The organism is Streptomyces sp. NPDC002669, assembly GCF_042889165.1.
Lineage (GTDB): Bacteria > Actinomycetota > Actinomycetes > Streptomycetales > Streptomycetaceae > Streptomyces.
Map to the genome: position 1 here is coordinate 129,371 of NZ_JBIAQQ010000022.1, position 26,697 is coordinate 156,067.

21 protein-coding genes and 1 pseudogene are annotated in these 26,697 nt (G+C 71.7%); 9 read left to right on the forward strand and 13 right to left on the reverse strand.

Annotated features, from left to right (window positions below; genetic code table 11):
• Positions 1-127 precede the first annotated feature (127 nt).
• The gene (locus tag ACFYW1_RS28260) at positions 128-1,468 is read right to left on the reverse strand and encodes an SWF or SNF family helicase (RefSeq protein ID WP_388999055.1); all 1,341 of its coding nucleotides are present in this window, start codon (positions 1,466-1,468) and stop codon (positions 128-130) included.
• The gene (locus ACFYW1_RS28265; protein WP_388999058.1) at positions 1,465-4,362 is read right to left on the reverse strand and encodes a DEAD/DEAH box helicase; all 2,898 of its coding nucleotides are present in this window, start codon (positions 4,360-4,362) and stop codon (positions 1,465-1,467) included. Before ACFYW1_RS28265 ends, ACFYW1_RS28260 begins: the two co-directional genes overlap by 4 nt.
• A 313-nt stretch (positions 4,363-4,675) precedes the next feature.
• Between ACFYW1_RS28265 and ACFYW1_RS28270 the strand changes: the two genes are divergently transcribed.
• The 3 genes and pseudogenes from ACFYW1_RS28270 to ACFYW1_RS28280 all read left to right on the forward strand — a co-directional run.
• A complete protein-coding gene (locus tag ACFYW1_RS28270; RefSeq protein WP_388999061.1) occupies positions 4,676-5,755 on the forward strand; it encodes a fatty acid desaturase family protein in 1,080 nt (359 codons plus the stop codon).
• Between the two features lie 99 nt (positions 5,756-5,854).
• A complete protein-coding gene (locus ACFYW1_RS28275) occupies positions 5,855-6,037 on the forward strand; it encodes a hypothetical protein (protein ID WP_388999064.1) in 183 nt (60 codons plus the stop codon).
• A 28-nt stretch (positions 6,038-6,065) separates the two neighbouring features.
• A pseudogene (locus tag ACFYW1_RS28280) lies at positions 6,066-6,593 on the forward strand (MOSC domain-containing protein); the annotation flags it as partial.
• 68 nt (positions 6,594-6,661) lie between these two features.
• On the opposite strand, the gene ACFYW1_RS28285 reads toward ACFYW1_RS28280, so the two are convergent.
• A complete protein-coding gene (locus tag ACFYW1_RS28285) occupies positions 6,662-7,642 on the reverse strand; it encodes a hypothetical protein (protein WP_388999067.1) in 981 nt (326 codons plus the stop codon).
• A gap of 339 nt (positions 7,643-7,981) precedes the next feature.
• Here ACFYW1_RS28285 and ACFYW1_RS28290 point away from each other — a divergent pair, with 339 nt between their 5' ends.
• Positions 7,982-8,884 (forward strand): oxygenase MpaB family protein, encoded by a 903-nt coding sequence (locus ACFYW1_RS28290; RefSeq protein ID WP_388999070.1) that lies wholly within the window; start codon positions 7,982-7,984, stop codon positions 8,882-8,884.
• Positions 8,885-8,912: 28 nt separating this feature from the next.
• On the opposite strand, the gene ACFYW1_RS28295 is transcribed toward ACFYW1_RS28290, so the two are convergent.
• From ACFYW1_RS28295 to tatA, 3 genes are all read right to left on the reverse strand, one after another.
• On the reverse strand, positions 8,913-9,512 hold the full coding sequence (locus ACFYW1_RS28295; RefSeq protein WP_388999073.1) for a class I SAM-dependent methyltransferase: 600 nt from the start codon (positions 9,510-9,512) through the stop codon (positions 8,913-8,915).
• Positions 9,513-9,684: 172 nt separating this feature from the next.
• A complete protein-coding gene (locus ACFYW1_RS28300; RefSeq protein ID WP_148832935.1) occupies positions 9,685-10,260 on the reverse strand; it encodes a TerD family protein in 576 nt (191 codons plus the stop codon).
• Between the two features lie 156 nt (positions 10,261-10,416).
• The gene (gene tatA, locus ACFYW1_RS28305; RefSeq protein ID WP_388999076.1) at positions 10,417-10,617 is read right to left on the reverse strand and encodes a Sec-independent protein translocase subunit TatA; all 201 of its coding nucleotides are present in this window, start codon (positions 10,615-10,617) and stop codon (positions 10,417-10,419) included.
• Positions 10,618-10,872: 255 nt separating this feature from the next.
• Between tatA and ACFYW1_RS28310 the strand changes: the two genes are divergently transcribed.
• From ACFYW1_RS28310 to ACFYW1_RS28325, 4 genes are all read left to right on the forward strand, one after another.
• Positions 10,873-12,294, forward strand: a complete 1,422-nt coding sequence (locus ACFYW1_RS28310) for an LCP family protein (RefSeq protein ID WP_388999080.1) — start codon at positions 10,873-10,875, stop codon at positions 12,292-12,294.
• 446 nt (positions 12,295-12,740) lie between these two features.
• On the forward strand, positions 12,741-13,154 hold the full coding sequence (locus ACFYW1_RS28315; protein ID WP_388999083.1) for a roadblock/LC7 domain-containing protein: 414 nt from the start codon (positions 12,741-12,743) through the stop codon (positions 13,152-13,154).
• 95 nt (positions 13,155-13,249) lie between these two features.
• Complete coding sequence (locus ACFYW1_RS28320; RefSeq protein WP_388999086.1) at positions 13,250-14,665, forward strand: DUF6397 family protein; 1,416 nt, start codon at positions 13,250-13,252, stop codon at positions 14,663-14,665.
• A gap of 102 nt (positions 14,666-14,767) precedes the next feature.
• Complete coding sequence (locus ACFYW1_RS28325) at positions 14,768-15,256, forward strand: GNAT family N-acetyltransferase (RefSeq protein WP_388999088.1); 489 nt, start codon at positions 14,768-14,770, stop codon at positions 15,254-15,256.
• 92 nt (positions 15,257-15,348) lie between these two features.
• On the opposite strand, the gene ACFYW1_RS28330 is transcribed toward ACFYW1_RS28325, so the two are convergent.
• Positions 15,349-17,481 (reverse strand): SpoIIE family protein phosphatase, encoded by a 2,133-nt coding sequence (locus ACFYW1_RS28330; RefSeq protein ID WP_388999091.1) that lies wholly within the window; start codon positions 17,479-17,481, stop codon positions 15,349-15,351.
• Between the two features lie 243 nt (positions 17,482-17,724).
• Between ACFYW1_RS28330 and ACFYW1_RS28335 the strand changes: the two genes are divergently transcribed.
• Entirely contained in the window at positions 17,725-18,822 is a 1,098-nt protein-coding gene (locus tag ACFYW1_RS28335; protein WP_388999094.1) for an enoyl-CoA hydratase/isomerase family protein, read from the forward strand.
• A gap of 73 nt (positions 18,823-18,895) precedes the next feature.
• Here the strand turns inward: ACFYW1_RS28335 and ACFYW1_RS28340 are convergent, their stop codons facing one another.
• From ACFYW1_RS28340 to ACFYW1_RS28365, 6 genes are all read right to left on the reverse strand, one after another.
• Positions 18,896-20,359 (reverse strand): arabinose isomerase, encoded by a 1,464-nt coding sequence (locus ACFYW1_RS28340; protein ID WP_388999097.1) that lies wholly within the window; start codon positions 20,357-20,359, stop codon positions 18,896-18,898.
• Positions 20,352-21,923 (reverse strand): rhamnulokinase family protein, encoded by a 1,572-nt coding sequence (locus tag ACFYW1_RS28345; RefSeq protein WP_388999100.1) that lies wholly within the window; start codon positions 21,921-21,923, stop codon positions 20,352-20,354. Before ACFYW1_RS28345 ends, ACFYW1_RS28340 begins: the two co-directional genes overlap by 8 nt.
• 34 nt (positions 21,924-21,957) lie before the next feature.
• A complete protein-coding gene (locus ACFYW1_RS28350) occupies positions 21,958-24,003 on the reverse strand; it encodes a bifunctional aldolase/short-chain dehydrogenase (RefSeq protein ID WP_388999103.1) in 2,046 nt (681 codons plus the stop codon).
• 69 nt (positions 24,004-24,072) lie between these two features.
• Complete coding sequence (gene rhaI, locus ACFYW1_RS28355; RefSeq protein ID WP_388999106.1) at positions 24,073-25,239, reverse strand: L-rhamnose isomerase; 1,167 nt, start codon at positions 25,237-25,239, stop codon at positions 24,073-24,075.
• A 465-nt stretch (positions 25,240-25,704) separates the two neighbouring features.
• The gene (locus ACFYW1_RS28360; protein WP_388999109.1) at positions 25,705-25,929 is read right to left on the reverse strand and encodes a hypothetical protein; all 225 of its coding nucleotides are present in this window, start codon (positions 25,927-25,929) and stop codon (positions 25,705-25,707) included.
• An 87-nt stretch (positions 25,930-26,016) separates the two neighbouring features.
• The gene (locus tag ACFYW1_RS28365) at positions 26,017-26,508 is read right to left on the reverse strand and encodes a hypothetical protein (protein WP_388999112.1); all 492 of its coding nucleotides are present in this window, start codon (positions 26,506-26,508) and stop codon (positions 26,017-26,019) included.
• Positions 26,509-26,697 lie beyond the last annotated feature (189 nt).

The window sequence follows — 26,697 nt, forward strand, 5'->3', positions numbered from 1 at the left end:
CCGCCCTCCTCGTCAACGCATGGTGACGTCCAGCTGAACGGGAGGGCAGAACGCGGCGACGGGCGGGGGCGGGAGCACGCTGCCCCGCCCGCCACCGGGCGCCGAACCGGCCGCACGAACGGGCGGGTCAGCCCTCCGGGGCGGCCGAGCCGCCCAGCGCGGCCGCCGGGTCGTCGTCCGCCGGACCCGCCGGCATCCAGCGCCCGCCCTCCTTGCGGTACGGCCACCAGCGCCCGTCCGGCCCGTAACGGAGCTGTACGCCCTCGTCCACCGCGGTCCAGCGGTTGCCCGCCGACCGCAGCCGGGGCCGTTCCCCCTCCTCCCACGCCCCGGCGAGCCGCGCCCGGGCCCGCGCCAGGGACTCCGGATCGGGGGTCCACTCCTCGTCGAGCACGGCGAGCGCGGCAGCCCCGCCGTGCTGCCAGGCACGCACCGCCGCGTCGAGATCGGCCCGCCGCCGCCCCGATCCGGTGGCCAGCCGCGCCATGATCCAGGGCCCCGGCCGGGCCTCCGCGGCCAGCCGCACGGCATCCTGTTCCGGTGTCAGCACCGCGGCCGGCGGCTGTTCCCCGTGCCCGGCGCGGAGCGCTTCGGCCAGCATCCGGTGGGCGCGCGCCGCGCCGTCCGTCGCCAGCACCTCCAGGGCCGCCGGGTCGACCCCGGGACGCGGCTCGGTCTCCGTGTCCAGCGACGGCGCGGCGCCGGGCTCCGCGGGCAGCGGCGGGGGAGCGGGCAACGGGGGCAGGATGTCCCGCGCCGCGAACGCCTCGTCCGCCCGCACGCCCCGGACACCGTCCCCGTCGTCCGTGTCCGGGCCGGGCTCCCCGTGCTTCTCGGCGCGGGCCGCGATGCGGATCTGGAGCTCGTCCAGGATCCGCCGCTCGCCGCGGCCCCGCATGAGCAGCAGCACGAACGGGTCCTGATCCAGCAGCCGCGCCACCTGGTAGCACAGGGCCGCAGTGTGCGGGCAGTGGTCCCACGCCTCGCACGTGCACTCCGGCTCCAGGTCGCCGATGCCCGGCAGCAGCTCGACCCCGGCCGCCGCCGCGTCCTCCACCAGGTGCGGCGGCATCTCCCGGTCCAGGAGCGCCGCGATGTGCCCGGACCGTTCGACGGCCATCGCCAGGAACCGTTCCCAGTCCGCCTCGTCGAGCTCCTGGAGCAGCACGTCGCTGCGGTACGTGGACGAGTCCCCGTCCCGGACCACCGCGGTGATCCGGCCGGGCCGCACGGTGACCGCGCCCACCCGGCCCTCGCGGGCGAACCGGCGGCCCTTCTTGAGGTGTTGGTTGTCGAGCGCGGTGTCCTCCAGCGCCTTCAGCCACGCCTGGCCCCACCAGGAACCGGCGAAGCCCCGGCCGTGCGCGGGCGGCAGCGCGGCGAAGGTGCGTTCCTGCCCCGGCGCACCGCCCCCGTCGTCCCCGTACGTGCCGTCGTCGTACCGGTCCCCGTCGTAACCGTCACTCATCGCGTGCCCCCTCGCAGCTCCACCAGATCGGCCAGTTCCGCATCGGTCAGTTCGGTCAGCGCGGCCTCGCCGGAGCCGAGCACCGCGTCCGCCAGCCCCTGTTTGCGGGCCAGCATGCCGGCGATCCGGTCCTCGATCGTGCCCTCGGCGATCAGCCGGTGCACCTGCACCGGCTGGGTCTGGCCGATCCGGTACGCACGGTCGGTGGCCTGCGCCTCGACCGCCGGGTTCCACCAGCGGTCGAAGTGCACGACATGGCCCGCCCGGGTGAGATTGAGGCCGGTGCCGGCCGCTTTCAGGGACAGCAGGAAGACCGGGGCCTCGCCCGCCTGGAAACGGTTCACCATCGCCTCGCGCTCCGCGACCGGGGTGCCGCCGTGCAGGAACTGCGTACGCACCCCGCGCCCGGCCAGATGCCGTTCGAGCAGCCGGGCCATCTGCACGTACTGGGTGAACACCAGCACGCTCGCCCCCTCCGCCAGGATCGTGTCGAGCAACTCGTCGAGCAGCTCCACCTTTCCCGACCGGTCCGTGATCCGGGGCTCCTCCTCCTTCAGGTACTGCGCCGGGTGGTTGCAGATCTGCTTCAGGGCCGTCAGCAGCTTGACGACGAGACCGCGCCGGGCGAAACCGTCGGCACCGGAGATCGCCTCCAGCGTCTCGCGCACGACCGCTTCGTACAGCCCCGTCTGCTCCGCCGTCAGCGACACCGTCCGGTCCGTCTCGGTCTTCGGCGGCAGCTCCGGGGCGATTCCCGGATCGGACTTGCGCCGTCGCAGCAGGAACGGCCGCACCAGCGCGGCGAGCCGCTCCGCGGCCGCCGGGTCGCCGCCCTCCGCGGTGCGCGCGTAGCGGGTGCGGAAGGTCCCGAGCCGTCCCAGCAGACCGGGCGTCGTCCAGTCGAGGATCGCCCACAGCTCGGAGAGGTTGTTCTCCACCGGGGTGCCGGTGAGCGCCACCCGGGCCCGCGCGCCGATCGTCCGCAACTGCTTGGCCGTCGCCGAGTACGGGTTCTTCACGTGCTGCGCCTCGTCGGCGACCACCATGCCCCAGCGGACCTCCGCGAGCCGTGCCGCGTCGAGCCGCATCGTGCCGTACGTGGTGAGGACGAACCCGTCGCCCTCCAGATCGGCGAGGCTGCGTGCCCCGCCGTGGAAGCGCCGCACCGGCGTGCCCGGCGCGAACTTCTCGATCTCCCGCTGCCAGTTCCCCATGAGGGACGTCGGGCAGACCACCAGGGTCGGCCCGGCGGCCTCCTCGATGCCCTGGCGGTGCAGGTGCAGGGAGATCAGCGTGATGGTCTTGCCGAGCCCCATGTCGTCGGCGAGGCAGCCGCCCAGACCGAGCGAGGTCATGGTGTGCAGCCAGTTCAGCCCGCGCAGCTGGTAGTCGCGCAACGTCGCGGCGAGCGCGGCGGGCTGGCCGACCGGCTGCGCCCCGTCCTGTTCCCCGGCGGCCTCCGGGTCGGCGACCAGCCGGCGCAGCCGCTCCAGCCAACCGGTGGCCCGGACCTCCACCCGGCGGCCGTCGACCTCGGTGGAACCGGTCAGCACGGCCCCGAGCGCGTCGATCGGGGCGATCTTGCGGTCCTGGGTCTCGCGGGCGCGCCGCGCCTCCTCGGGATCGATCAGCACCCACTGGTCCCGCAGCCGCACCACCGGCCTGTTGGCCTCGGCCAGGCGGTCCAGTTCGGCCCTGCTGAGTTTCTGGTCGCCCAGGGCGAACCACCAGTCGAACGCCAGCAACGCGTCGGCCGACATGAGCGACGGCGCGTCGGAACCGGCGGGCACGAACCCCTGGCGCTCCTCGCCGCCCCCGTCCCCGTCGTCGACCGGGCCGATCACCGCGCGGGCGGTGAGCTTGCGGGCCAGTTCCCTGGGCCAGTGCACCTGGACCCCGGTCGCCGCGAGCGCCTGCCCGGCGGGACCGAGGAGGTCGGCGAGTTCGTCGTCCGCGGGTTCGACGGAATCGGGCACGGCAGCGGACAGCAACGGGGACAGCGGGGGCCAGGCGCGGGCGGCCCGGCGCAGCGCCAGCAGGGTGTCCATCCGGGCCCGGGGGCCGAGCGCCGCGGCGCCCGCACCGCCCGACCAGACCTCGGCGGCATCGGCGACCAGCGCCGGGTCGCTGACGCTGTGGACCTGAAGGACGGCCCGGAAGGCGGGCCCGGCGGACTCCTCGTCGTCCTCGTCGGGCGCCGTCAGCCCGGACACCTCGACCCGGAGCGACAGCCGGACGCCCGCGTCGTGCCCGGCCGCGACATCGGTCACCCAGGCACGCTGGTCGGGGAGGCGCTGCGGCTCGTCGGCGGTGAACGCCGGACCGCCGCCCGCGAACACCGCGGCCGGGGAGCGCGGCAGACCGTCCGCCACGGAGTCGAGGAACGCCCGCAGCAGCACCTCGGGTTCGGGCAGGAGAACGGGCTCGGCGTCCCCGTCGAGCGGCACCGCGTGGGCCGTGGGAGGCATCGAGGCCGCGAGGACACGGATCCGTGACTGGTCGTCGGCGGTCAGCGGTCCGACCCGCCAGGCATCGTGATCCGTGGCGCTGAGCCCCGGCAACAACAGCCCCCGGGCCGCGATGTGGAGCGCGAGGAGCGTCGCCGCTCCCCAGAACGCCGCCGCGGCGGAGGCGTGCGCCGCGACCCGCGCCCGCGTCAGCACGGGCAGCGCGTCGTGGACCGGGACCATGCGCGCGGACACGGAGTACACCCGGGCGTCGGCACCGACGACGTCCAGTTCCTCCACGGAACCGGGGGCGTCCGGCGGAGCGCTGCCGTCCGGATGCCAGAAGGCGAGACGGCCGGCCCGGGCGGGATCGCCGGGCAGGAAGACCACGGAGCAGGAGGAGAGAGCGGAGATCTCGGAAAGTGTTGCCGCAGGAAGTCTGTGCACAGTGACGCCGAGTTCCTCAAATTTGACTAGTGGGCAGTCGAGTCGCCGAGGGTACTCCATCGACACCCGCTCCCGCGCGACGGATCGCCGTGATCCACATCACCCCCGAGATGCCCGGCTGCTCCCTCCCGCGAGGCCGAGCGCCCGGACACACACCGTCCAGGGACGCAACCACCCTTCGGAGGTGGGGCAGGCCCCCCTGTGGCACCGGGGGTTGTCCCCGGAGGGTCCGGGTGCTGGCGCCATGGTCGCCACACCGCGGCGGTTCTACGTTTCTACAGGTCAGCCCAGCTTTCCAGAAACCGGAGACCTCATGTCCCATGCCGTAGCCGCCGTCGCGGAAGGCACCCGTGACAGCAGAGGAAACACCACGGACGCCGACGGCGGCGGGGCCGCCCCGGCCCAGGGAAGCGACTTCGCCCCCCTGTTGCGGACGGTGAAGGGGCAAGGGCTCATGGAACGGCGCACCGGGTGGTACACGGTGCGCATCGCCACCGATCTGATCGCCCTGGGCGCCGTCATCACCGGAATGTTCCTTCTCGGCGACACCTGGTGGACCCTGCCGCTCGCACTGCCACTGGCGCTTTTCTGGGCGCGCGTCGCGTTCGTCGGACACGACGCCGGGCACGCCCAGATAACCGGTGCCCGCAGGGCGGCCCGGGCCATCGGCCTCTTCCACGCCAACCTGCTGCTCGGCATGAACGAGGCGTGGTGGAACGACAAACACGTACGCCACCACGCCAACCCCAACCACATCGACAAGGACCCGGACGTCGGTGTCGGCGCCCTGGTCTGGACCCAGAAGCAGGCGGCCCAGCGGGAGGGCTTCGCCCGCTGGCTCACCCGCAACCAGGCCCGCCTCTTCTTTCCGATGCTGCTCCTCGAAGGCATCGCACTGAAGGTCTCCGGCTTCCAGTACCTGCGCCGGCAGCCCGCCCGGGAACGCGCGCTCTCCGCGCTGCTCCTGGTCGCCCACCTCGGCCTCTACACGGCACTGCTGCTCACCGTCCTGTCCCCGGGGAAGGCCGTCGTCTTCGCACTCGTGCACCACGCGCTGTTCGGACTTCACCTGGGCATGGCCTTCGCGCCGAACCACAAGGGCATGGAGATGCCCGACCCCGACGGCGAACGCTGGGGCCACCTACGACGGCAGGTCCTCACCTCGCGCAACGTACGCGGCGGCCTCCTCACCGACTGGTTCCTCGGCGGGCTCAACTACCAGATCGAACACCATCTCTTCCCGAGCATGCCCCGCCCGCACCTGCGCCTGGCGCAGCCCATGGTGCGTGCCCACTGCGAGGCGCTCGGCATGCCGTACACGGAGACCGGGCTGGTCGAGTCCTACCGGCAGGCCCTGCGCCACATGCACGAGGTCGGCGAACCCCTGCGGTGAGACCCCGGACCGGAGCACCTCGGGCGGGCCGGAACCGATCGGCGTGCGGGAGCGTTCTCACAGCAGGAGCGGCTCCGGGCCGCGAAGGAGGCGTGGACGATGTCGAACAACGCGAAGATCGTCATCGGGGGAGTCGTCGTAGCGGCGATCCTGATGCCGTTCATCGGTTTCTGGTTGTCGTTGCTGGTCCTGATCGGCGTTCCGGCCGTCGCGTACCTGCTCCTGGACCCCTCCCAGCGACGCAGGCTCCGCAGGATCACGCGCAAGGAAATAGGGCGCTGACGAGAAGGGCTCCGCGTGGAGCGGGACAGTGACGACGGTGAGCAGGAACGAGACGTACTCGTTCACCAAACCGAACCGGGAGAGCATCAGGCTCCTCGCCGGGCTCGGGGTGGAGGGAGACGTGCACGCGGGGGTCACGGTCAAGCACCGTTCCCGGGTCGCGCAGGACCCCACGCGGCCGAACCTGCGCCAGGTCCACCTCATCCACGAGGAACTGTTCGGCGAATTGGAGGAAGCCGGATTCGACGTCTCCCCGGGCGACCTCGGGGAGAACGTCACCACCAGGGGGATCGACCTTCTCGCCCTCCCCGTCGGGAGCCTGCTGCGCCTCGGCGGCGAGGCAGTCGTCGAGGTCACCGGACTGCGCAACCCCTGCCTGCAGATCGACAACTTCCGTGACGGGCCCCTCAAGCACGTCGTGGGCCGCGACGAATCGGGCCGGATCGTCCGCAAGGCGGGGATCATGGGCGTCGTCACGGTCGGCGGCGTGGTCCGGCCGGGCGACCCGATCCAGGTCGAACTGCCCGCAGGTCCGCACCGGGCGCTGGAGCGCGTGCAGGGGCGAAGGACGCGACCGGCCGGGAGACCCGCCCCGGCCCTTCGCCCGCACGCCTGCGGCCGTGCTCAGGCCGGACGCACCGCGAGCGCGTCGAGAGCCTTCAGCAGGCCGGGCAGCTCCGTACCGCGTCCGACCGGCAGGACCTCGCCCGGCTCCTCGTCCAGCAGGATGAACGCGATGTCGTCGGTCCGGGCGACCAGGGACCAGCCGGGGCCGTCGGCGCGCAGCATCCGGGCATCGCCCGAGGCGAAGGAAGACCGGACGCGGCCGGGCGGCGGCGGGGTGTCGAGGTAGCCCCGGGCCTCCGCGAGCGCCCGCCGCACGCCGGGATGAGCGCCCGAGGGGGCCTCACCGGCCGGTTCCCCGGCGGCGGTGTCGGCCCGGACGTCCGTACCGGATCCGGATCCGGCATCGGCCCGGGACTCGGATCCGGCCTCCGCGACAGCCTCGGCATCGGAACCGGCTTCGGTACCCGCGTCGGTGGTGGTGTCGGACGGGGAAACGGAATCTGCTTCCGCCCCGGCCGGGGCGGCGAAGGCCGGATCGCCGTCGAGCTGTTCGCGCCAGGCGACCCACTGGTGCGCTATCTCGTCCGCCCCCATGCGCCGTTGGGCGGGCCCCCACGAATCCGTGTCGGGCGGTGCCAGCGGCGTGGGATCGGTGCCCTCGGCCTCCGGATCGGGCAACGGGTCGTGCGGGGCCGCCACGCCCGGGGCGGAAACCGCCACCGGAAGGGGCCAGCCGGGCAGCGCGCAGACCACCGAACGGTCGTCGGGGGAGAGGTCGTACTCCATGCCGCAGTCCCAGGCCGCGATGGCGACGGCGACCAGGGACACGTCCTCGACGACTACGGTCCACCGCGCACCACCGCCGTCCTGCCCGAGGACGAGCCCGTAGCCCTCGGCGTACGGTTCGAGGGCGAACGCGGCGCACGCGGCCGGGTAGTCGTCGCCGAGGAGGCTCGGGAACTGCGCCGGTGTCAGCAGCGCCGCGGTCAGCACATACAGCGCGTCGTCATCGGCGACTGTGTCGTTCGTCCCGGCCACGGCACCCTCCTCGTCCGTCATCCCTGCCCGTCGGCGCACCCTAACCAGTCGGTAACCCACTCGTCGAGGCCCTGACAAAGGAGGAAGCGGGCCGCGAAGGGCCTCCTCGACCGGCGAGGAGGCCGAGCGGCACCCGGGCCGCCGTCCGCCGTCCGCCGTCCGCGGCGAATTGCCATGCCCACGGACCGGCGCGCCGACGGTCCGGCAGACCGGATCGGCACCTCCGGAACGGACTGCCTCCGATGGAACGGTGAGCGCACCCGACTGGCCGGAACGTATTCGTGGTACTCCCCATCAGCGATAAGTTGGCCCTCCGGACCGAGTAGAGGGGGTAACGCAGTGAAGCGGTACGACCGGCTGAAGGAGATTCAGCGCCTCGATCCGGAACGGGACTTCCTCAGGATCTACCGGATCACGGCAACGTACGAGTTCCCCTGGGACATTGCCCGCGCTCTCGAACTCGCCCTGTACCGCACGTACGCCGTGCCCAGCATCGGCCGACTCCTCGCCCGGACCGCCGAGATGACGGACCGTACGCAGAAGCGTTACGACGACACCGCGCTGCTCCTCGACGCCGTCGTGGAGCACGGCTTCGAAAGCGACCCGGGACGCACGGCCCTGCGCCGGATCAATCAGATGCACCGCAGCTACGACATCGGCAACGACGACATGCGGTACGTCCTGTGCACCTTCGTCGTCACCCCGAAGCGGTGGATCGACGACTACGGCTGGCGCCGGCTGTCCGATCACGAACTGCGGGCGTGCGCCGCCTACTACCGCACCCTGGGCGCCCACATGGGCATCAAGGACCTGCCGCAGTCGTACCAGGACTTCGAGGAAACCCTCGACGCCTACGAGGCCGAGCACTTCGGCTGGGACGAGGGAGGGCGCCGGGTCTCCGACGCCACGCTCGACCTGATGGCCTCCTGGTATCCCCGGCCCTTCGCCCCCGCCGCGCGGAAGGCCGCCCTGGCGCTCCTGGACGATTCGCTGCTGAGAGCGTTCAGGTACGAGCGCCCGGGACCCGCGACCTGCGGCCTCGTCCACGGCGCCCTGCGCCTGCGGGCCCGGGCGATGCGCCTCCTGCCGCCGCGCACCGCACCGCACTACGCCCGGCAGAACCCGGAGATCAAGGGGTACCCGAACGGCTACGAGCTCTCCGCGCTCGGTACGTTCCCGCGCCCGGGAGTCGGCGGCTGCCCGGTCCCGCACGACCGGCGTCCCGCGGCCCCGGCGGAGTGAGCACGGCGGGACGGTACCGGCGCGCCGGTCAGGGCAGCCGCACGGCCAGGGCGAGAAAGCGCTCGTCCTCGTCGGCGTAGACATCGAGCCGCCAGCCCGAGCACGCCAGCAACGGACGGAGATTGTGCTCCGCGCGCAGATCGTCGTCCGTGAGCCGGCGACCGTGCCGGGCCGCGAGGGCGGCCCGCCCGACGGGGTGAAAGAGTGCCAGCCGTCCGCCGGGCCGTACCACCCGCGCCAGCTCCGCCAGGTCCGGGCCGGGGCGCGAGAGGTGGGAGACCAGTCCGGCCGCGAGCACCGCGTCGAACACCTGTGACCCGAAGGGCGGGCGGGCCACATCGGAGAGGACCAGTGCCCCCTCCCGGCCGCGGCCCGCCCGTACCGCCGACTCCAGCATGGCCGCCGTCAGATCCACGCCCACGACCGTGCCACGGGGTCCGACTGCCGCACGAAGGGCGGGAAGGGCCCGCCCCGTACCGCACCCGGCGTCGAGCACGGTGTCCCCGGGCCTCGGCCCCAGCGAACGGACGGCCTCGTCGAAGGCGGGTCCGTCATCGGGGAACCGGGCATCCCAGTCCATCGCGCGGGCCGTGAAGAATTCCTGGACATGCGTGTGGTCGTCGGCCATGAGGACATGATCGCGCAGTCACCGGTCCGTTGCCCGTACCGGACCGTGCCCGGCTGTTCCTGCGCGAGGACGTACCGAGTCGCCCCGCGCGGCCGATGACGGTGGGCCGGCCCTCCCGGTTTCCCGGTACCGGGCGGGAGGGCCCGCGCCCGTCGTCCGTACCGTCTTCGGATCAGACGTTGACGCCGTAGTCGGACGCAATACCGGCCAGGCCCGAGGCGTATCCCTGACCGACCGCCCGGAACTTCCACTCCGCACCGTGCCGGTACAGCTCGCCGAAGACCATGGCGGTCTCGGTCGAGGCGTCCTCGCTGAGGTCGTAACGGGCCAGCTCGATGCCGTTCGCCCGGTTCACCACACGGATGAACGCGTTGCGGACCTGGCCGAAGCTCTGCCCACGGCTCTGCGCGTCATGGATCGAGACCGGGAAGACGATTTTGGCCACATCCGCCGGGACCGTCGACAGCTCCACATTGATGGACTCGTCGTCGCCCTCGCCCTCACCGGTCAGGTTGTCACCGGTGTGCTGGACCGAACCGTCCGGGCTGGTGAGGTTGTTGTAGAAGACGAAGTGCAGGTCGGAGAGGACCTTGCCCGTGCTCGAGCACAGCAGCGCGCTCGCGTCCAGGTCGTGGTCGGCACCCGTCGTCGTCCGCACGTCCCAGCCCAGGCCGACCGTCACTGCGGTCAGGCCGGGTGCCTCCTTCGACAAGGAGACGTTGCCGCCCTTGGCCAGGGTCACACCCATGAACATCCTCCAACGATCAATTGGTCCAGCGATTCGGTGATGTGGTGAACAGCGCTTCCTTCGGCCGTCACCGGAGGGAACGACAGCACGGCGGCGATGGTTCCCTCAATTGCGCAAGCCCTGAAGTGAACGGCGGGGCGAGGTGACGTACGTTGGTCAACCGGTGCCCTGGACACGTGAGTCGGTACGGGGCTCCTGCGCATCGGTCTCCTTCATGGCCTTCGCCTCACTCTTCAGGATCCGCATGGATTTGCCCAGGGCCCGGGCCGCATCCGGCAGCTTCTTCGAGCCGAACAGCGCGATCATCACAATCGCCACGATCAGCAGGTGCCAGGGTTCGAGGCCGTTGCGCAACATGTGCGTGTCGCCCTTCCTTTCGGTGCTTCGGCCGGCGTTTCCGCCCGTCGTCCGCGGACAGTGCTTCAGGGTGACTGCGGGCGGATTCGAGGATCCGCCCGGACATCAATGCTTGCTACATTGCGCAACTGTACAACCATGGGGCGGCGGAGCACGTCCTACCCCGTGGAAGCCGGACGGATGGGGTGGCCGATGACGGGAAGTCGCACAGCGGGGACGCGCAGGGGAAGGGGCAGTCGCCTGCGGCGGACGGCCATGTTCGGGCTGTCGTTCCTCGTGCTGCTCGTCGCCGGTGTCGGGTGGGGCTACCTCAAGCTCGGCGGCAGCATCGCCACCTTCAGCGCGGACGGGATCTCCGACAACCGGCCGCCCGACTCGTCGAACGGACAGAACGTCCTGGTCATCGGATCGGACTCGCGCTCGGGCGACAACGTCAAACTGGGTGGCGGCACGGGGACGGTGGGGCGCTCCGACACCGCCTTCCTGCTTCATGTGTACGGCGACCGCAAGCACGCGGTCGCCGTGTCCATCCCGCGTGACGCCCTCGTGGACATCCCTGCCTGCAAGAAGCCGGGCGGCGAGTGGACGGCGCCGCAGCACGCCGTGATGTTCAACGGGGCGTTCTCGGTGGGGGAGACGCCCGAGGGGAATCCCGCCTGCACGCAGAACACGGTCGAGCAGCTCACCGGCCTGCGCGTCGACCACACCGTCGTCATCGACTTCGCGGGATTCTCCGCGCTGACCTCCGCCGTCGGCGGAGTGCCGGTGTGCCTGCCCAAGGACATCTACCAGCGCGACCTGAGCCCGAAGCGGCCCACCCGGGGCGACCTGATCTTCACGAAGGGCCCGCAGTCCGTCTCCGGGCAGCGGGCACTCGACTACGTCCGGCTCCGGCACGGCATCGGCGACGGCTCGGACATAGGGCGCATCAAGCGCCAGCAGGCGTTCGTCGCCTCCCTCGTCAAGAAGATCAAGTCCCAGGGGCTGAACCCCACGACCCTGCTGCCCCTGGCCAAGTCGGCGACCGACGCGATGACCGTGGATCCCGGGCTCGGTTCGGCCGACCGGCTCCTGGCATTCGCCATGTCGATGAAGAACGTCGACCTGCACAACACCAAGTTCGTCACGGTTCCCTGGCGCTACGAGGGTGCGCGCGTCGCGATCGTCGAACCGGACGCCGACGAGCTGTGGGCCGCGCTGAAGGCCGACCGGACGGTCGACGGCAAGGACGCCAGCGGCAAGGGGCCGGGCAAGGACGAAAAGAAGGACAAGGAACCGACCCCGCCCGCGGCCCCGGTTTCCGGCAAGGGCATCGACGTCGCCGTCTACAACGGCACCACGGTCACCGGACTGGCGGCCCGCGCCGCCGAACTGCTGCGTTCCCGGGACTTCACCGTCACCACCACGGCCACGGCGAGCAGGCAGGACCACGCCACGACCGTCGTCGAGTACGGACCGGGACTGCGGGACGAGGCGGAGACCACGGCGCGACTCTTCGCCGAAGCCAGGGCAACGGCCTCCGACGTCCCCGGGATCCAGGTGATCCTCGGCAGTTCCTACGCGGCCAATCCCTCGGCCGCACCGGAGAAACCGGCATCCTCAGGCGTCCCGCCCGCTGTCGCCGGCGAGGCGCGGTCGGCCGACGACGATCCGTGCGCGAACCTCTCGTACGGCTGACCTTCCACCGGGGCGGGAGTGCGGCGCCGGGCAGCGGGCGAGGGAGGAGCGGCGGCGCGGTGCGGCGACAGGCGTGTCGCGTCCCGGCCGATGCCGTTATCGGGCGCCCACGGACCGCGCCGGCATGTGACCGGTGGGATCCGGCCACTGTGCACGGAGCAACTCCTTGCCGGAGCGAGGGATCCGGCCCACCGCACGGATGAGTCGGCCGGACGGCCGTGATCGCTGCGACCAGGTGTTTCGGGTGCTTCGTCGTACGATTCGGCCCCCCGTTCCGCCCCTTCGGCACACCCGGGCGGAACTGCTTCCGGCCCCTGTGGGACGAACTCCCCCAAGGGGGCCCGGACCTAGTTACATGGCGAAGGAGTGCTTGCCCCCGCGTGACCGGTGCGCAAGGCTTACGCGCACGGGGCACGGGGAACGCATGAGCGGGGAGGAGCGAGGGAATGGCGCTTGACAGGGGACTCGACTGGCTCCTTGACGACCTCACGAGCCGGGTCGAGTACATACGGCATGCGCTGGTGCTGTCGAACGACGGACTGGTGACGGGCGCGAGCACGGACCTGGCGCGCGAGGACGCGGAGCACCTTGCCGCGGTGGCGTCGGGGCTCCAGAGCCTCGCCCGCGGATCGGGGCGCCACTTCCGGGCCGGGAAGCCCCGGCAGACGATGGTCGAGTTCGACGAGGCGATGCTGTTCGTGACGGCGGCCGGGGACGGCAGTTGTCTGTGCGTGCTGAGCGAGGCGGAGGCCGACGTCGGCCAGGTCGCGTACGAGATGACACTGCTCGTGAACAGGGTCGGGGAGCATCTCGGTGTTGCCGCGAGGCAGACCGGGAGCGAGGAGGGCAACGGGAACTGACCCGGCCGCGAGGTTATCCACAGGCTGGGCGGGCGATTCCTCTTCCGCGTTACGGTGGTCACAGAGAGTGATCGATCTTTGCGGGGGAGAGTGTCATGACTTTTACCGAAGGCGTGCGCACGGGGACCGGCGGCGCGCGGGACATGGGTACGGACACCGGCACCGATGCCGGCACCGCGGACACGATGGCCATGGGCACAGCCGCGCGGGAACTCCTGCTGAAGCGTGGTGAGTTCGCCATCGCGGTGCATCTGGGACTGATCCGGCTGATGGCGCGACAGGGCGGTGGAAGGCCCAGGGTCGGCCATGCGGAGGTCCAACGGCTCCGGTCCCAGGAAGGGTTCCCGGAAGCGCTGCGGGAAAAGGTGCGCACGGTGGGGACCGCGGAAGGGGCCCGGTTACTGGGCGTCAGCCCCGACCGCTTCACCCGGCTCGCCCGCGCAGGATGCCTGACTCCGATCGCGCTCTATGTCAACCGGTACCGGGCGGTCGTCTGGCTCTACCTCGCGGAGGAGCTCGCCGGGTTCGCCGCCGGACAACCCGAACTCCTGACGGGCAGGAGCCCGGCCTGGGTGCGAGACCGGTTGGCGGAAGGCGCCGACCATCGTGCGCGGAACTGGCGTTCGCGCCGGATCGAGCGGCTGTTGCACTTCACGGAAGACCCCTGGGCACGGGCGGCGGTGGTCGCCGAGGCGTTGGATCCGGTGCAGTTGGCGGAGGTGGTCGACGACCCCTACGAACGCGCCTACCTCGCCAGGATCCGGCCGGAACCGGCCTTCGCGCCGACATCGCCGTCGCCGTCCGCCCGGGAAACGGTGGCGCAGCTGATGCGGGCCGACGAACCGGACGAGATGTTGTGGCGGCGGGTCGGCCTGATCATGGAGCTGGACAACGCCCGGGAGGTCCGCCCGGCTCCGCGCCCGGACGCCGGATGGAGTCCTCGCCCCCGCCCCTTCCCCGCCCCTGGGCAGGAGCACCGGCCCGAAGCCGACGCGGATTTTGAAGCCGGCCTCGACTTCGGCGCGGAGACCGATCAGGGCCCCGAACGGAGCCCTGAGCCCGCAGCCGGGGCATGGCCTGCAGCGGTCGTGCCCGACCCGGCACCGATGCCGGACCCTTTTCGCGCCCCTGGCCCGCTCCCGGCCCCGGACCGAACACCGGCCTCGGGCCCGGCCACGCTGCCCGACCCGACCGTGGTCCCCGGCCCGCTCCCGGCATCGGACATGCACGCGACGCCGGGTCGGGCTCCGGCCCTTGGGCCGGTCGCGGTGCGGGGCCCGGCTCCGGCGCCCGAACCGGCCGTGGTGTCCGGTCGGTTTCCGGCGCATGGCTCGGTGCCCGGGTCGGTTCCGGCGTCCGGGTGCGCGACAACGCCCACTCCGGGGGTGGCTGCGGCAGGCGTGGCGGGGCCCGCGTCCGGCCTGCTCGCCCGGCTCCGTCTGCGCAGGCGTGCGTCCGGAAGCGGCCGCGGTCGGCGCCCCCGGCCGGGCCGTGCGCCGCACGGTGCGTGATGGAGCGAAAGGGGATGAAACCGTTGCTCACGCAGACGGGCGGCTCGCGACGGGTGGGAAAACAGGTCGCGGACGAAGATCCGTGCGGGCATCCTGGCTGCCATGCTGATCAGAGAAGCCGCCCCCGAGGACTGGCCCGCCATCTGGCCGTTCTTCCACGAAATCGTCGCCGCGGGCGAGACCTTCACCTACCCTCTCGACCTCGGCGAGGAGGAGGCCGAAACCTGGTGGCTCCTCAAGTCCCCCAACCGCACGGTTGTCGCGGTCGACGACGAGGGGACGATCCTCGGCACGGCCAAGATGAACAACAACCACATGGGCAACGGCTCGCACATCGGCAGCGCCAGCTACATGGTCGACCCCAAGCACTCGGGGCAGGGGGTGGGCCGGGCCCTGTGCGAGTACAGCCTGGAGTGGGCCCGCGAGACGGGGTTCCGGGCCATGCAGTTCAACGCGGTTGTGGAGACGAACACCCACGCCGTCCGGCTCTACCAGTCGCTGGGCTTCGAGATCCTGGGAACCCTGCCGGAGGGGTTCAACCACCCGGAGCGCGGGCTGGTCGGACTGCACATCATGCACCGACACCTCTGAACACCCCAGCGTCTCTGAACGCACCGGCGTCTCCGACGGAATCGCAGCCCCGTGCTCCGGCTCGCCCGGACCGGGGCGGGGCGAGCGCTTCGTCACACCGGTTCCGTCGCGGGCCGAGTGGTGGACCCGGGCGGCACCGGGGTACCGATCTCGCACCAGACCGCCTTGCCCTCCCCGCGGGGCTCGATTCCCCAGCGGGTGGCGACGGCGTCCAGGAGCATCAGTCCCCGTCCCGACGTCGCGGTCTCGCCGGGGCTGCGCCGCCTCGGCCAGGCACTGGAGCGGTCCTGCACGGACAGCCGGACCCGGCGGACGGGCTCCGGAAGCACCTCCAGCGTGAGCACCGCCCCGCCCTCCGTGTGCAGCAGGACGTTCACCAGCAACTCGCCGGTGACCAGCTCCGCGTCGTCGGCGAGCTCGGCCATGTCCCAGTCGGCCAGGGCCTGGCGCACGATGGTGCGGGCGTCGGAGAGCCCCTCCGGGTCGGCCTGGTGAATGTACTGGTGCAGCCGCGGGGCCCGCGGCGATCCGGGATCCGGGCTGCGCCGGAGCACCAGGAGAGCCACGTCGTCCCCCGAACCCCAGCGTTCCCAGAGCCGCTCCGACAGATGGTCGGCCAGTGCCTGGGCGCCCGCCGGGCCCGCGCTCACCTCGTTGATCAGCGTACGGACGCCCGAGTCGATGTCGGCTCCCGGCTCCTCCACCAGACCGTCGGTGTACAGGACGAGGGTCTCGCCCGGCACCAGGTCGAGCCGGGTCTCGGGGAACTCCTCGTCCTCGAAGTCGGTCGAGATGCCCAGCGGCATACCGCCCCGCACCTGGGGGCTGCCGACCCGGCCGTCCGTGTGCCGGATCAACGGGCCGAAATGCCCGGCGCGGACCACCCGCACGGTTCCCGACGCCAGATCGACCTGGGCGTACGTGCAGGTCGCGAAGCGGTCCGTGTCCAGCTCGGAGAGGAAGCGCGAGGCCCGCGCCAGCACCGTCGACGGCGAGTGCCCCTCGGCGGCGTACGCGCGCAGGGCGATGCGCAGCTGTCCCATGATGGCTGCGGCGTGCGTGTCGTGGCCCTGCACGTCACCGACCACGATCCCGAACCGGTTCTTGGGCAGCGCGATCACGTCGTACCAGTCGCCGCCGACCTGCCGGCCGCTCCAGGCAGAGTGGTAGCGCACGGCGATCTCGCCGCCCTCGATCTCCTGGATCCGCCTCGGCAGCATCGCGGACTGGAGGCCGGTGGCGAACTCGCGTTCCTCGTCGAAGAGCTTCGCGCGCTGCAGGGACTGGGCGACGATGGCGGCCAGCCCCAGGCACAGATTGCGCTCGTCCGCGTTGAAGGTCGTTCTTTCGCGATAGAAGAGAGCCAGAGTGCCGAGGGAGCGCGCCTGGGCCACGAGCGGCAGATAGGCGGCGGCACGAAATTCCATCCGGTCGGCATGGGGCGCCAGCACCGGATAGCGGTGGATGAGCGCGGAAACCGAGGTCAGGAACCTGGGCCGACCGCTCAGGATCGCGTCGGCCAGGGGAAAATCACGGTCCAGGCCCGCGGACCGGATCTCGTCGATCGCCTCCACCGAATCGCCGCTCAGCGCGATGACGTTCATCGAGGTGTTCTCGACCAGCCCGAGCGAGAGCCCGTCCGCGCCGAGCCGGGCGAGCCCGCCCGGCCCGGTGAGCGACGCGGTCACGTCGTCGACGGTCACCGCCCGCGACAAGGCACTCGTTGTGCGTTCAACTATGCTGGTCTGGCGTTGCCGACGCTTTTCCAGATCCAGCACGAAGGCCGAATGGGTGACCTCGGCGGTGGCGTCCTGAACCACCCCGATGATTCGGTCCACCTGACCGTCCTCGGTGCGCAGTATTCGGGCCTGGATATGGGTCCACTGGTCCTTGCCGTTGTCCAGCGGCACCCGGAAGTGCACGCTGTACGAACTGCGCCCGCTCTTGATCGCCTCGTCGATCGCCACTTCGAGGCGGGTCCGGTCCGACTGTTCGAGCCGCTCCATCACGGTCTCGGGCCGCGAGTCGAAGGTCTGGGGGTCCAGACCGAATACCAGCAGCCCGGCCTCGTCGATGTCGAGCGTATCGGCCTCCACGTTCCACTCGAAGCTGCCCGTCCGGTTCATGGCAAGCCGCTGAGCCGTTGCGGTCTCGCCGTTGTGCGTCCGGTCGATCAGCAGGCGGGGCGGAACGGATCTGCTCGGTTGCTGGTCGTGATCGGTCATTCCTGCTCCGAGGTCGCCGGGCTGGGCTGCCGGGCGGCGCGGCCCGTGCCGGGTGTCTCAATTGTCGAACCGGTTCGGGCAGGCTGCCACAGCGGATGCCCGGCGGAATCCGGCCCGGGCACCACGCCCGGCGCCTGCGGCACCCCTGCCGTTCCGGGCCGGAGCCCGCCCCCGCAGAATGGCAGCGGAAGATCGTCCGCGATCTGCGGTCGATACGGCACAGGGGCTGACCGGAGCGCATTCATGAACCACGAGGATCCCGTTCTGCTGCACACCGAGGGACGCGTCCGGCACATCACGCTCAACCGTCCACGTGCCCTCAACGCGCTGAACCACGTCATGGTGGCCCGCATCGACGAAGCGCTCGCCGAGGCCGAACACGACGACTCCGTCACCGCCGTCCTGATCGCCGGAGCGGGCGAACGCGGCCTCTGCGCGGGCGGCGACATCCGGTCCATCTACGAGGACGCCCGCGCCGGGAACGACGCGTCGACGGGCTTCTGGCGCGACGAGTACCGGCTCAACGCCCGCATCGCCCGCTTCCCCAAGCCGTACGTCGCGATCATGGACGGCATCGTGATGGGCGGCGGCGTCGGCGTCTCGGCCCACGGGGACGTCCGTGTCGTCACCGAACGCTCACGCGTCGCCATGCCCGAGACCGGAATCGGATTCGTCCCCGACGTGGGCGGGACGCACCTCCTTGCCGCGGCGCCCGGTGAACTGGGTACCCACCTGGCCCTCACCGCGGAGGCGGCCGGTCCGGGCGACGCGCTGCTGTGCGGGCTCGCCGACCACTTCGTTCCGTCGCACCACCTCACCGCACTGGTCACGGACCTCGCAGGCTGCGGCACGGCCACGGAGATCGAGAAGACGGTGCTGCGGTACGCCTCGCCCGCACCGGCCGGCGAGCTGACCGAACACCGAGAGTGGATCGATTCCTGCTACCGGGCCGACACGGTCGAGGAGATCGTCGACCGGCTCCGCGCCAGCGGCGTCCCCGCCGCCGAACGGGCCGCCGGGACGATCCTGGCCAAGTCGCCGACCGCACTCAAGGTGACCCTCGCCGCGCTGCGCAGGGCCCGCGGGCTCGACAGCCTGGAAGCGGTGCTGGACCAGGAATACCGCACCTCGTGCACCGCCTTCACCAGGCCCGACCTGGTGGAGGGCGTGCGGGCCCAGATCATCGACAAGGACCGTTCCCCGCGATGGAGCCCGGCGACCCTCGCCGACGTCACCGACGCCGACGTGGCGCTCTTCTTCGCCCCGCTGGGCGACCGGGAGCTCGGCCTGGCCCCCGGCAGACGGGCGAGCTCGGCCGCAGGTTCCCCGACGGAGCACTGAGCCGGTACGGGCCCGCCCGCACCCGGGGCGGGGCCGTCGCGACACGGCGGGCCCGCCCGGAGCACGTACGGATTCAGAGTTCCCCCGGGCCGTCCACCACACGGAAGGGCACGCCGAGGAGCCCGGCCGCCGCCCTGAGGTCCTTGGCACGGTGACCGGTGCACAGCGTCCAGTGATGGCCGACTCCCGTCGCGGACCAGGCATCCGTCCACTCGCCGGGATCGAAGCCGAAGTCCACCCGGGACGTGGTGTTGCCGATCTCCAGCAGCGGCCCCGGCACGACCTCGCCCTCGGACGCGATGAAGGTGAAGGTGCCATCGGCCTCCTGGCCGATGCCGAACGTGGTGACCGGACCGTGCTCGACGTCGAACTCCACGCTGACGCCCCAGCCGCGCTTGCCGTGGTAGACACCGAGCCCGCGCAGCAACGGGTCCCCGGAACTGATCGCGAGATGGGCGGGACCGTCATGGCCCATCTCGACGACCCGGTCCCGGAAATTGAGGGCCTGGAACTCGGTGAAGGAACCACCCGCCCCCAGAGTGTCGGCGACCAGCATGGCCAGGCTGGTGCGCAGCTCGTACTCCCCGGCCATCGGGACCCCGCGCGCGGTCAGCAGCGAAGCGCCCAGGATCATCCCGGCACCGAGCCGCTCGTGGATCTCGCCCTCCAGACCGCGGTGGTAGTAGGCGAGGCTGTCCAGGCCGAAATCCTCCACCAGCCGGTCCAGCCCGACCGAGACCCGGGCCGCCCACGCGAGATCGCCCTCGTCGACGGAACCGTCGAGCGTGAAGACGGTACGGGCCAGCGCGACACGTTCGGCGGCGGCCGCATCCGTCACGGCGGCGACCCGGACCCGCAGGTCGTCGAACTCGAGAACCTCGACGTGTCCGCCGAACCAGGTGGAGACCAGCGTCATGTCGGTGGACACGTCGAGCATGCCTGGGTAGAGGTGGCCCATCAGACCGTGCCGCCCGTGGCGCAGCACCCCGCGCACCCGGGCGGCACGGATCCAGCGGCGGATCCTGCTCCAGGCGTTCTCGTCGCGCAGATGGCCCGATACGGACCGGAAGGGGATTCCCCCGCGCCGGAAGACATTGGCGATCTCCGGCAGCGGGCACTGACCGCAGTAGGCCAGCCATGCCCCCGTGTCCGTGTTCGCGTGGTCCATCGCCTCGGTCGGCTGGAGGTCGATGACCAGCACCGGAGCATGGGCGCGCTGGGCGATGGGCAGGACCATCGAGGCCGTGAGGTACGTCGTCAGGAACGTCACGACGATGTCGCAGTCGGCCGCGCGCAGCTTCCCCGCCGCCCCGGCGGCCTCCTGCGGATCGGAGACGAAGCCGGCGTCGACGACCTCGCAGTCCATCTCCTCGAACCGCTCGGTCACGAAGCGCGCGGACTTCCGCAACTGTTCGAGGAGACCGGGGAACTGCGGCCAGTACGCGCCGAGTCCGCCGGAGACCAGACCCACACGGGTACGACGGCGTGCGACGCGGGTGAGTGCGGAGCCCGGCACAGCGGGCGGGACATCAGCCATGGGTTTCCTTCCTCCGTCTTCCGTACCGGGTCCGGTCCGCCCCCACGGGCGCCCGGACCGCTGTCGAGGGCGGGGCACCGGGCGCTCGGACCGGCTCCAGCCGTGCGGCCGCCCGGTCCCATGCCCGTTGATCGCCCCGTGGGGTGTAGTGGCGCAATTCCTGGGTCCGTGCCACGAGCCGTCTCATGTCGTCGAGGCCCCCCACCAGCCCGTGGGCACGCGCCTGCAGCAGGATGTTGCCGAGTGCGGTCGCCTCGGCGGGGCCGGCCGTGACGGGGAGTCCGGTGGCGTCCGCGGTCCACTGGCACAGCAGCGCGTTGCGCGAACCGCCGCCGACGAGATGGATCCGGACCGGCTCCCGCCCCGCGAGGGCGGCGGCCAGACGCAGCGTCCTGCGATGGGCCAGCGCCAGGCTCTCCAGCACACAGCGCACGTACCCGCCGGGACCGTCCGGCGGCGCCTGCCCGGTCCGCGCGAGGTGGGCGTCGATGCGCGCCGGCATGTCGCCCGGCGCGAGGAACGCCTCGTCGTCCGGATCGATCACCGCGGCGAACGGCCGGGCCCGGACCGCCTCCGCGAGCAGCCGGTCCAGCCCGGGGGAGACGCCCTGCCGGTCCCACGTCCGACGGCACTCCTCCAGCAGCCACAGCCCCATGATGTTGCGGAGGTAGCGGATGGTGCCGTCCACCCCGCGCTCATTGGTGAAGTTCGCCGCCCGGGACTCCTCCGTCAGGACCGGGGCCGTCAGTTCGAGTCCCGCCAACGACCAGGTACCGCAGGAGAGGTAAGCGAACCCCGGCTCCGTCGCGGGCACCGCGGCGACCGCCGACGCGGTGTCGTGCGAGGCGACCGCCGTCACCGGCGTCCCGGCGGGCAGACCGGTGTACTCGGCGACATGCGGCAGCAGCGTCCCCGCAGGATCACCGGGCTCGCGCAGCGGCGGGAACCACGAACGGTCCAGCCCCAGCCTGCCGATCAGCGCATCGGACCAGGCCCCGGCGGAGGCATCGAACAGTCCGGTCGTCGACGCGTTGGTGATCTCCGCGCCCACCGATCCCGTCAGCCAGTGCGTCAGCAGATCGGGGATCAGCAACACCGTCCGCGCCGCCGCCCACTGGGCACTCGTACGGTGAGCGGCCAACTGGAACACCGTGTTGAACGGCAGTTCCTGCAACCCGCTGACGGCGTACAGCTCCCGCCCGTCGCACTCGGCCAGCACCTGGCGGGCGGCCTCGGCGTTACGGCCGTCGCGATAGTGGAACGGCAGCCCCAGCAGCGCCCCGTCGGCGTCGAGGAGGCCGTAGTCGACCGCCCAGGTGTCGATGCCGACCGAGGCGACCGGACCCGTGCGGGCGACGGCCCGCAACCCGTCCAGCATCCCCTGGTACAGGGCGAGCACATCCCACCGCAGCCCGTCCGGCAGGCGGACCGGAGTATTGGGGAAGCGGTGCGCCTCGGCCGACACGAGCTCTCCGGGCCCCACCCGGCCGGTGATCACCCGGCCGCTGGTCGCACCGAGGTCCACGGCCGCGAAAACCGCTCCGCTCCCTGACGTCACGGACATGGCGACCTCCTTACGGCCGGGGCGAGGGCGGGGGTCATCGCAGGAACGCCGCGGCCACACCGGCATCGACGGGAATGTGCAGCCCCGTCGTGTGCGTGAGGTCGCCGCCCGTCAGCGCGAAGACCGCGTTGGCCACGTGTTCCGGGAGCACCTCGCGTTTGAGGAGCGTGCGCTGGGCGTAGAACTCCCCGAGCTTCTCCTCCTCGACGCCGTACGTGGCCGCGCGCTGGGCCCCCCAGCCCGATGCGAAGATTCCCGAACCACGCACCACACCGTCGGGGTTGACACCGTTGACCCGGATCCCGTGCTCGCCCAGTTCGGCCGCCAGCAGCCGCACCTGATGGGCCTGGTCGGCCTTGGTGGCCGAATAGGCGATGTTGTTCGGGCCCGCGAACACCGCGTTCTTCGACGTGACGTAGACGATGTCGCCGCCGAGGCCCTGGACCCGCATCATCCGGGCGGCCTCCCGCGACACCAGGAACGAGCCGCGCGCCATGATGTCGTGCTGGAGGTCCCAGTCCTGCACGGTGGTCTCCAGCAGCGGCTTCGAGACGGAGATCCCGGCATTGTTCACGACCAGGTCCACACCGCCGAACGCGAGCGCGGCCGCCCCGAACGCGGCGACGATCTGCTTCTCGTCGGTCACGTCGGCCGCGACCGCGACGGCCGCGTCGGGCCCGCCGAGCTCCTGTGCCACCGAGGCGGCGTTCTCGGCGTCGCGGTCCGCGACGACGACACACGCTCCCTCCGCGACCAGCCGGTGCGCGATGGCCCTGCCGATGCCGGACCCCGCGCCCGTGACCAGCGCCACCCGGGCCGCCAGGGGCCTGGGCTTCGGCATCCGGCGCAGCTTGGCCTCCTCCAGCTCCCAGTACTCGATCCGGAACTTCTCGGATTCCTCGATCGGGGCGTACGAGGAGACGGCCTCGGCGCCACGCATGACCTGGATGGCGTTGAGGTAGAACTCCCCGGCGACCCGGGCCGTCTGCTTGTCCTTGCCGAAGGAGAACATGCCGACCCCGGGCACCAGCACGATCGCCGGGTCCGCACCGCGCATCGCCGGGGAGCCGGGTGAGGCATGCCGCTCGTAGTAGGTGCGGTACTCCTCCCGGTACTCCGCGTGCAGTTCCCGCAGCCGCGCCTCCACCTCGGCCTGCGGGGCGTCCGCGGGCAGGTCGAGAACCAGCGGCCGGACCTTCGTACGGAGGAAATGGTCCGGGCACGAGGTGCCGAGCGCGGCGAGCCGCGGATGCTCGGCGCGGGCCAGGAAGTCCAGCACCGGTTCCGCGTCCGTGAAGTGACCCACCCGCGGACGGTCGGTGGAGGCCAGCCCGCGGATCAACGGGGCGAGCGCCGCCGCACGTTCCCGGCGCCGCTCCTCGGCCAGTGGCTCCCGGCCCGCCCACACGGGACCGAAGGGCTCGGCCCTGCCGCGTTCCTCCAGGAACGCCTCGGCGGTGCGGATCATCCAGAGGGCGTTGTGTTCGCACTCCTGGGACGTCTCGCCCCAGGCCGTGATGCCGTGCCCGCCCAGGATCACGCCGACGGCCCGCGGGTTCGCCTCCTTGACCGCGGCGATGTCCAGGCCGAGCTGGAATCCGGGCCTGCGCCAGCCCACCCAGGCCACCTTGTCGCCGAAGCACTCCGCCGTGAGCTTCTCGCCGTCGGCGGCGCACGCCAGCGCGATGCCCGAGTCCGGATGCAGATGGTCGACGTGCGCGGCCCCGACCAGGGCGTGCATCGCCGTGTCGATGGACGGAGCGGCTCCACCCCTGCCGTGCAGGCAGTAGTCGAACGCCGCCACCATCTCGTCCTCGCGCTCCACTCCCGGGTACACGTCCTCGAGCGCACGCACCCGGTCCAGGCGCAGCACGGCGAGACCTGCCTCGGTCAGGGTGCCGAGATCGCCCCCGGACCCCTTGACCCACAGCAGTTCGGTCTCGCGGCCGGTGGCCGGATCGATGGCGGTGGCCTTGGCCGAGGCATTGCCGCCGGCGTAGTTGGTGTTGCGGGGATCGGAGCCGATGCGGTGGGCGCGCTCCAGCAGCGCGGCGACTTCGGGATGCGTCGCGGAGGTCATGGAATTCCTTTGTGATCCGGAGGAGGAAGGAGAACGGGACGGGGCGGACGTACGGGGGAGGGGCAGGGGTCAGGCACCCCAGCCGGCCTGCTCGCCGCCGACCCGGGCGGCGGCGATCCGCTCCTGGTTGCCGGAGGCCAGATACGCGGCGAACGGGTCCCCGGCCAGGCCGAGTTCCTCACGCACCTCGGCGAGCAGCGGACGGACGTCGGTGTTGTAGGCATCCATCAGGACACCGTTCGCCGCCAGCACGTCACCGGACCGTTGCGCCGCCTCCAGCGCCGCCGCGTCGACCAGCAACGCCTTGGCGGTCGCCTCCTGCACATTGGCGACCGAGCGGATCACGGCCGGGATCTTCGCCTCGATGTTGTGGCACTGGTCGAGCATGAAGTTGACGTTCGTCTCGGGCTTCAGACCGCCGTTCCTGACCACCTCGTGCATGATCCGGAACAGCTGGAAGGGGTCGGCGGCCCCGACCATCAGGTCGTCGTCCGCGTAGAACCGGGAGTTGAAGTCGAACGCGCCGAGCTTTCCGGCACGCAGCAGGAACGCCACGATGAACTCGATGTTGGTGCCCGGTGCGTGGTGCCCGGTGTCCACGACCACCTGGGCCTTCGGCCCGAGGTTCAGGCAGTGCGCGTACGCCGTGCCCCAGTCCGGCACGTCCATCGTGTAGAACGCGGGCTCGAAGAGCTTGTACTCCAGCAGCATCCGCTGGTCGTCGCCGAGGCGCTCGTAGACCTCGGCCAGCGCCTCGGCGAGCCGGTCCTGCCGGGCCACGATGTCGTCCTGCCCCGGGTAGTTGGTGCCGTCGGAGAACCAGAGCTTGAGATCGGGGGACCCGGTCGCGTCCATGATGCCGACGCACTCCAGCAGGTGGTCGGTGGCCTTGCGGCGCACCGCCGGGTCGGGGTGGGTGACCGAACCGAGCTTGAAGTCGTCGTCCTGGAACACGTTGGAGTTGATCGCGCCGATCCGCACGCCGAGGCTCTCGGCGTGCCGGTTCAGCGCGGCGTAGTCCTCGACCTTGTCCCACGGGATGTGCAGGGACACCTTTGGCGCCACGCCCGTGAACGCGTGCACCTGCGCCGCGTCCTCCAGCTTCTCGAACGGATCGCGCGGAACCCCCGGTTGCGCGAACACCTTGAAACGCGTCCCGGAGTTCCCGTAGCCCCATGAGGGCGTCTCGATCACTTGGGACTTCAGGACTTCCTTGACGGTCGACACATCGGACATGAGTACCTCGCAAGGGGTATCCAGCGACCGGGAGCCGGTCGGACTGAAGAACATATGAATCGTTTCAGTTCGATCGTACGGTAGGTTCTCCCAGGGTTCCGGTCAATCGGCTGGTCGGGTTGTTCTTCCGTCTTGAATCAATTCACCGCGTATGCGGAAGCGTGCGCATCGGGGGAGGGCCGATCGTCCCGACGAGTGGGGCCGGGGCGGGGCGGCAGGCCGTGAACGCCCTCGGAGCAGCGCCCGGGAGCGCTCGTTCCGCCGACTCGCCCACAGCATGGTGACGCATCGGGGCGGCGGGGTGAAGAGGGCCTCGCGACGCCCGAGGAGAAGGGGGCCCACCGGCCGCCGGACGCGGCGGCAGGCAAGCAACCGCCGGGCGGGGTGCCGGGGGTGGTGCGGGCGCGGTGTCGCCCGCCGGAAGGGTCGGCACAGGTTGCCGGAGGGGCTGACCGACAGCCCCGGTCAGTGACCGCCCGGCATGCTCGGGCGGAGCGAACGCACCAGGTCGAAGAAGCGGGACTCGTTGCCGCACAGACCCGCCCGCCGCAGTGCGCCGTCGGCCTCCGCGATCGGCGAGGCGAGCAACGGCACGTACAGAGGGCCGTCGTCCGGATCCGCGAGCGCGGCCCGAGTGGCCTCCAGCAGTCGGACGTAGGCCTGGGCTGCGGCGAGTTCGTCATCGCGCATCTCAGCATCTCCCGGTCAGAGGTGTCGGACGCACCAGCATCCCCCATGGGTCCGACAATGCCCGCCGCAGCGACGCGCGGACGCCCGCTAACGGCCGTCCGACCGCCGGGTGCCGGGCGGCGGTTCCACCTCCAGGAATCTTCGGCGCCGGGCTCCCCGGTACAGCAGCACCGTCCAGCCCAACTCCCGCAGCACCGCCGCGCACCGGCTCAGCCCGTCCGCCTCCGAATGGGCCGCCCCGCTGCCGGGCGGACCGAGCCATTCGACACGGACGCCGCCCGGCGCCTCGCCCCGCTCCAGGCGGTACCCGGTCGCGGTACGGCTGCCCGATCCGTCGACGGCCGAGGGGGGCAGGCCCGAGGCCTCCAGAGCGATGGCCACGGCCCGCACCGGCCGGTGCGCCTCCCAGGACGCGGGCACGCCCTCCGGAGCGGCGTGCCCGGGGTTCGTCAGCCGGCGGATCTGCAGCATCCCTTCGAACGCCGTCCGCACCGAGGCCGCGCGCCCCGGGTCCGGTGCGGGAGCCGCCGGACCGTCCCCGGTGGCCGGTTCGAACCCGGTCTCGTGCTCGGTGCCCATCAGTGCCCCCTTCGCCCGTGCGGTACTGCCGACAGTGTGCGCCGCCCCACTGACAACGACCCGGGTGCCGCGCCCCGGCCGCTGCGGGAACGGCTCGCCCGGACGGGGGCGGGGGCCGCGCGAGCCATGTGACGCACCGTTCCGAAACCGGCCCCGACGGCCCGACGCATGCGGCCGATCATGAAATCG

Coding starts and splice junctions, on each gene's coding strand:
- ACFYW1_RS28260 (WP_388999055.1), bottom strand. CDS start 1,468: ATGAGTGACGGTTACGACGGGGACCGGTACGACGACGGCACGTACGGG.
- ACFYW1_RS28270 (WP_388999061.1), top strand. CDS start 4,676: ATGTCCCATGCCGTAGCCGCCGTCGCGGAAGGCACCCGTGACAGCAGA.
- ACFYW1_RS28275 (WP_388999064.1), top strand. CDS start 5,855: ATGTCGAACAACGCGAAGATCGTCATCGGGGGAGTCGTCGTAGCGGCG.
- ACFYW1_RS28295 (WP_388999073.1), bottom strand. CDS start 9,512: ATGGCCGACGACCACACGCATGTCCAGGAATTCTTCACGGCCCGCGCG.
- ACFYW1_RS28300 (WP_148832935.1), bottom strand. CDS start 10,260: ATGGGTGTGACCCTGGCCAAGGGCGGCAACGTCTCCTTGTCGAAGGAG.
- tatA (WP_388999076.1), bottom strand. CDS start 10,617: ATGTTGCGCAACGGCCTCGAACCCTGGCACCTGCTGATCGTGGCGATT.
- ACFYW1_RS28310 (WP_388999080.1), top strand. CDS start 10,873: ATGTTCGGGCTGTCGTTCCTCGTGCTGCTCGTCGCCGGTGTCGGGTGG.
- ACFYW1_RS28315 (WP_388999083.1), top strand. CDS start 12,741: ATGGCGCTTGACAGGGGACTCGACTGGCTCCTTGACGACCTCACGAGC.
- ACFYW1_RS28320 (WP_388999086.1), top strand. CDS start 13,250: ATGACTTTTACCGAAGGCGTGCGCACGGGGACCGGCGGCGCGCGGGAC.
- ACFYW1_RS28325 (WP_388999088.1), top strand. CDS start 14,768: ATGCTGATCAGAGAAGCCGCCCCCGAGGACTGGCCCGCCATCTGGCCG.
- ACFYW1_RS28330 (WP_388999091.1), bottom strand. CDS start 17,481: ATGACCGATCACGACCAGCAACCGAGCAGATCCGTTCCGCCCCGCCTG.
- ACFYW1_RS28335 (WP_388999094.1), top strand. CDS start 17,725: ATGAACCACGAGGATCCCGTTCTGCTGCACACCGAGGGACGCGTCCGG.
- ACFYW1_RS28340 (WP_388999097.1), bottom strand. CDS start 20,359: ATGGCTGATGTCCCGCCCGCTGTGCCGGGCTCCGCACTCACCCGCGTC.
- ACFYW1_RS28345 (WP_388999100.1), bottom strand. CDS start 21,923: ATGTCCGTGACGTCAGGGAGCGGAGCGGTTTTCGCGGCCGTGGACCTC.
- ACFYW1_RS28350 (WP_388999103.1), bottom strand. CDS start 24,003: ATGACCTCCGCGACGCATCCCGAAGTCGCCGCGCTGCTGGAGCGCGCC.
- rhaI (WP_388999106.1), bottom strand. CDS start 25,239: ATGTCCGATGTGTCGACCGTCAAGGAAGTCCTGAAGTCCCAAGTGATC.
- ACFYW1_RS28360 (WP_388999109.1), bottom strand. CDS start 25,929: ATGCGCGATGACGAACTCGCCGCAGCCCAGGCCTACGTCCGACTGCTG.
- ACFYW1_RS28365 (WP_388999112.1), bottom strand. CDS start 26,508: ATGGGCACCGAGCACGAGACCGGGTTCGAACCGGCCACCGGGGACGGT.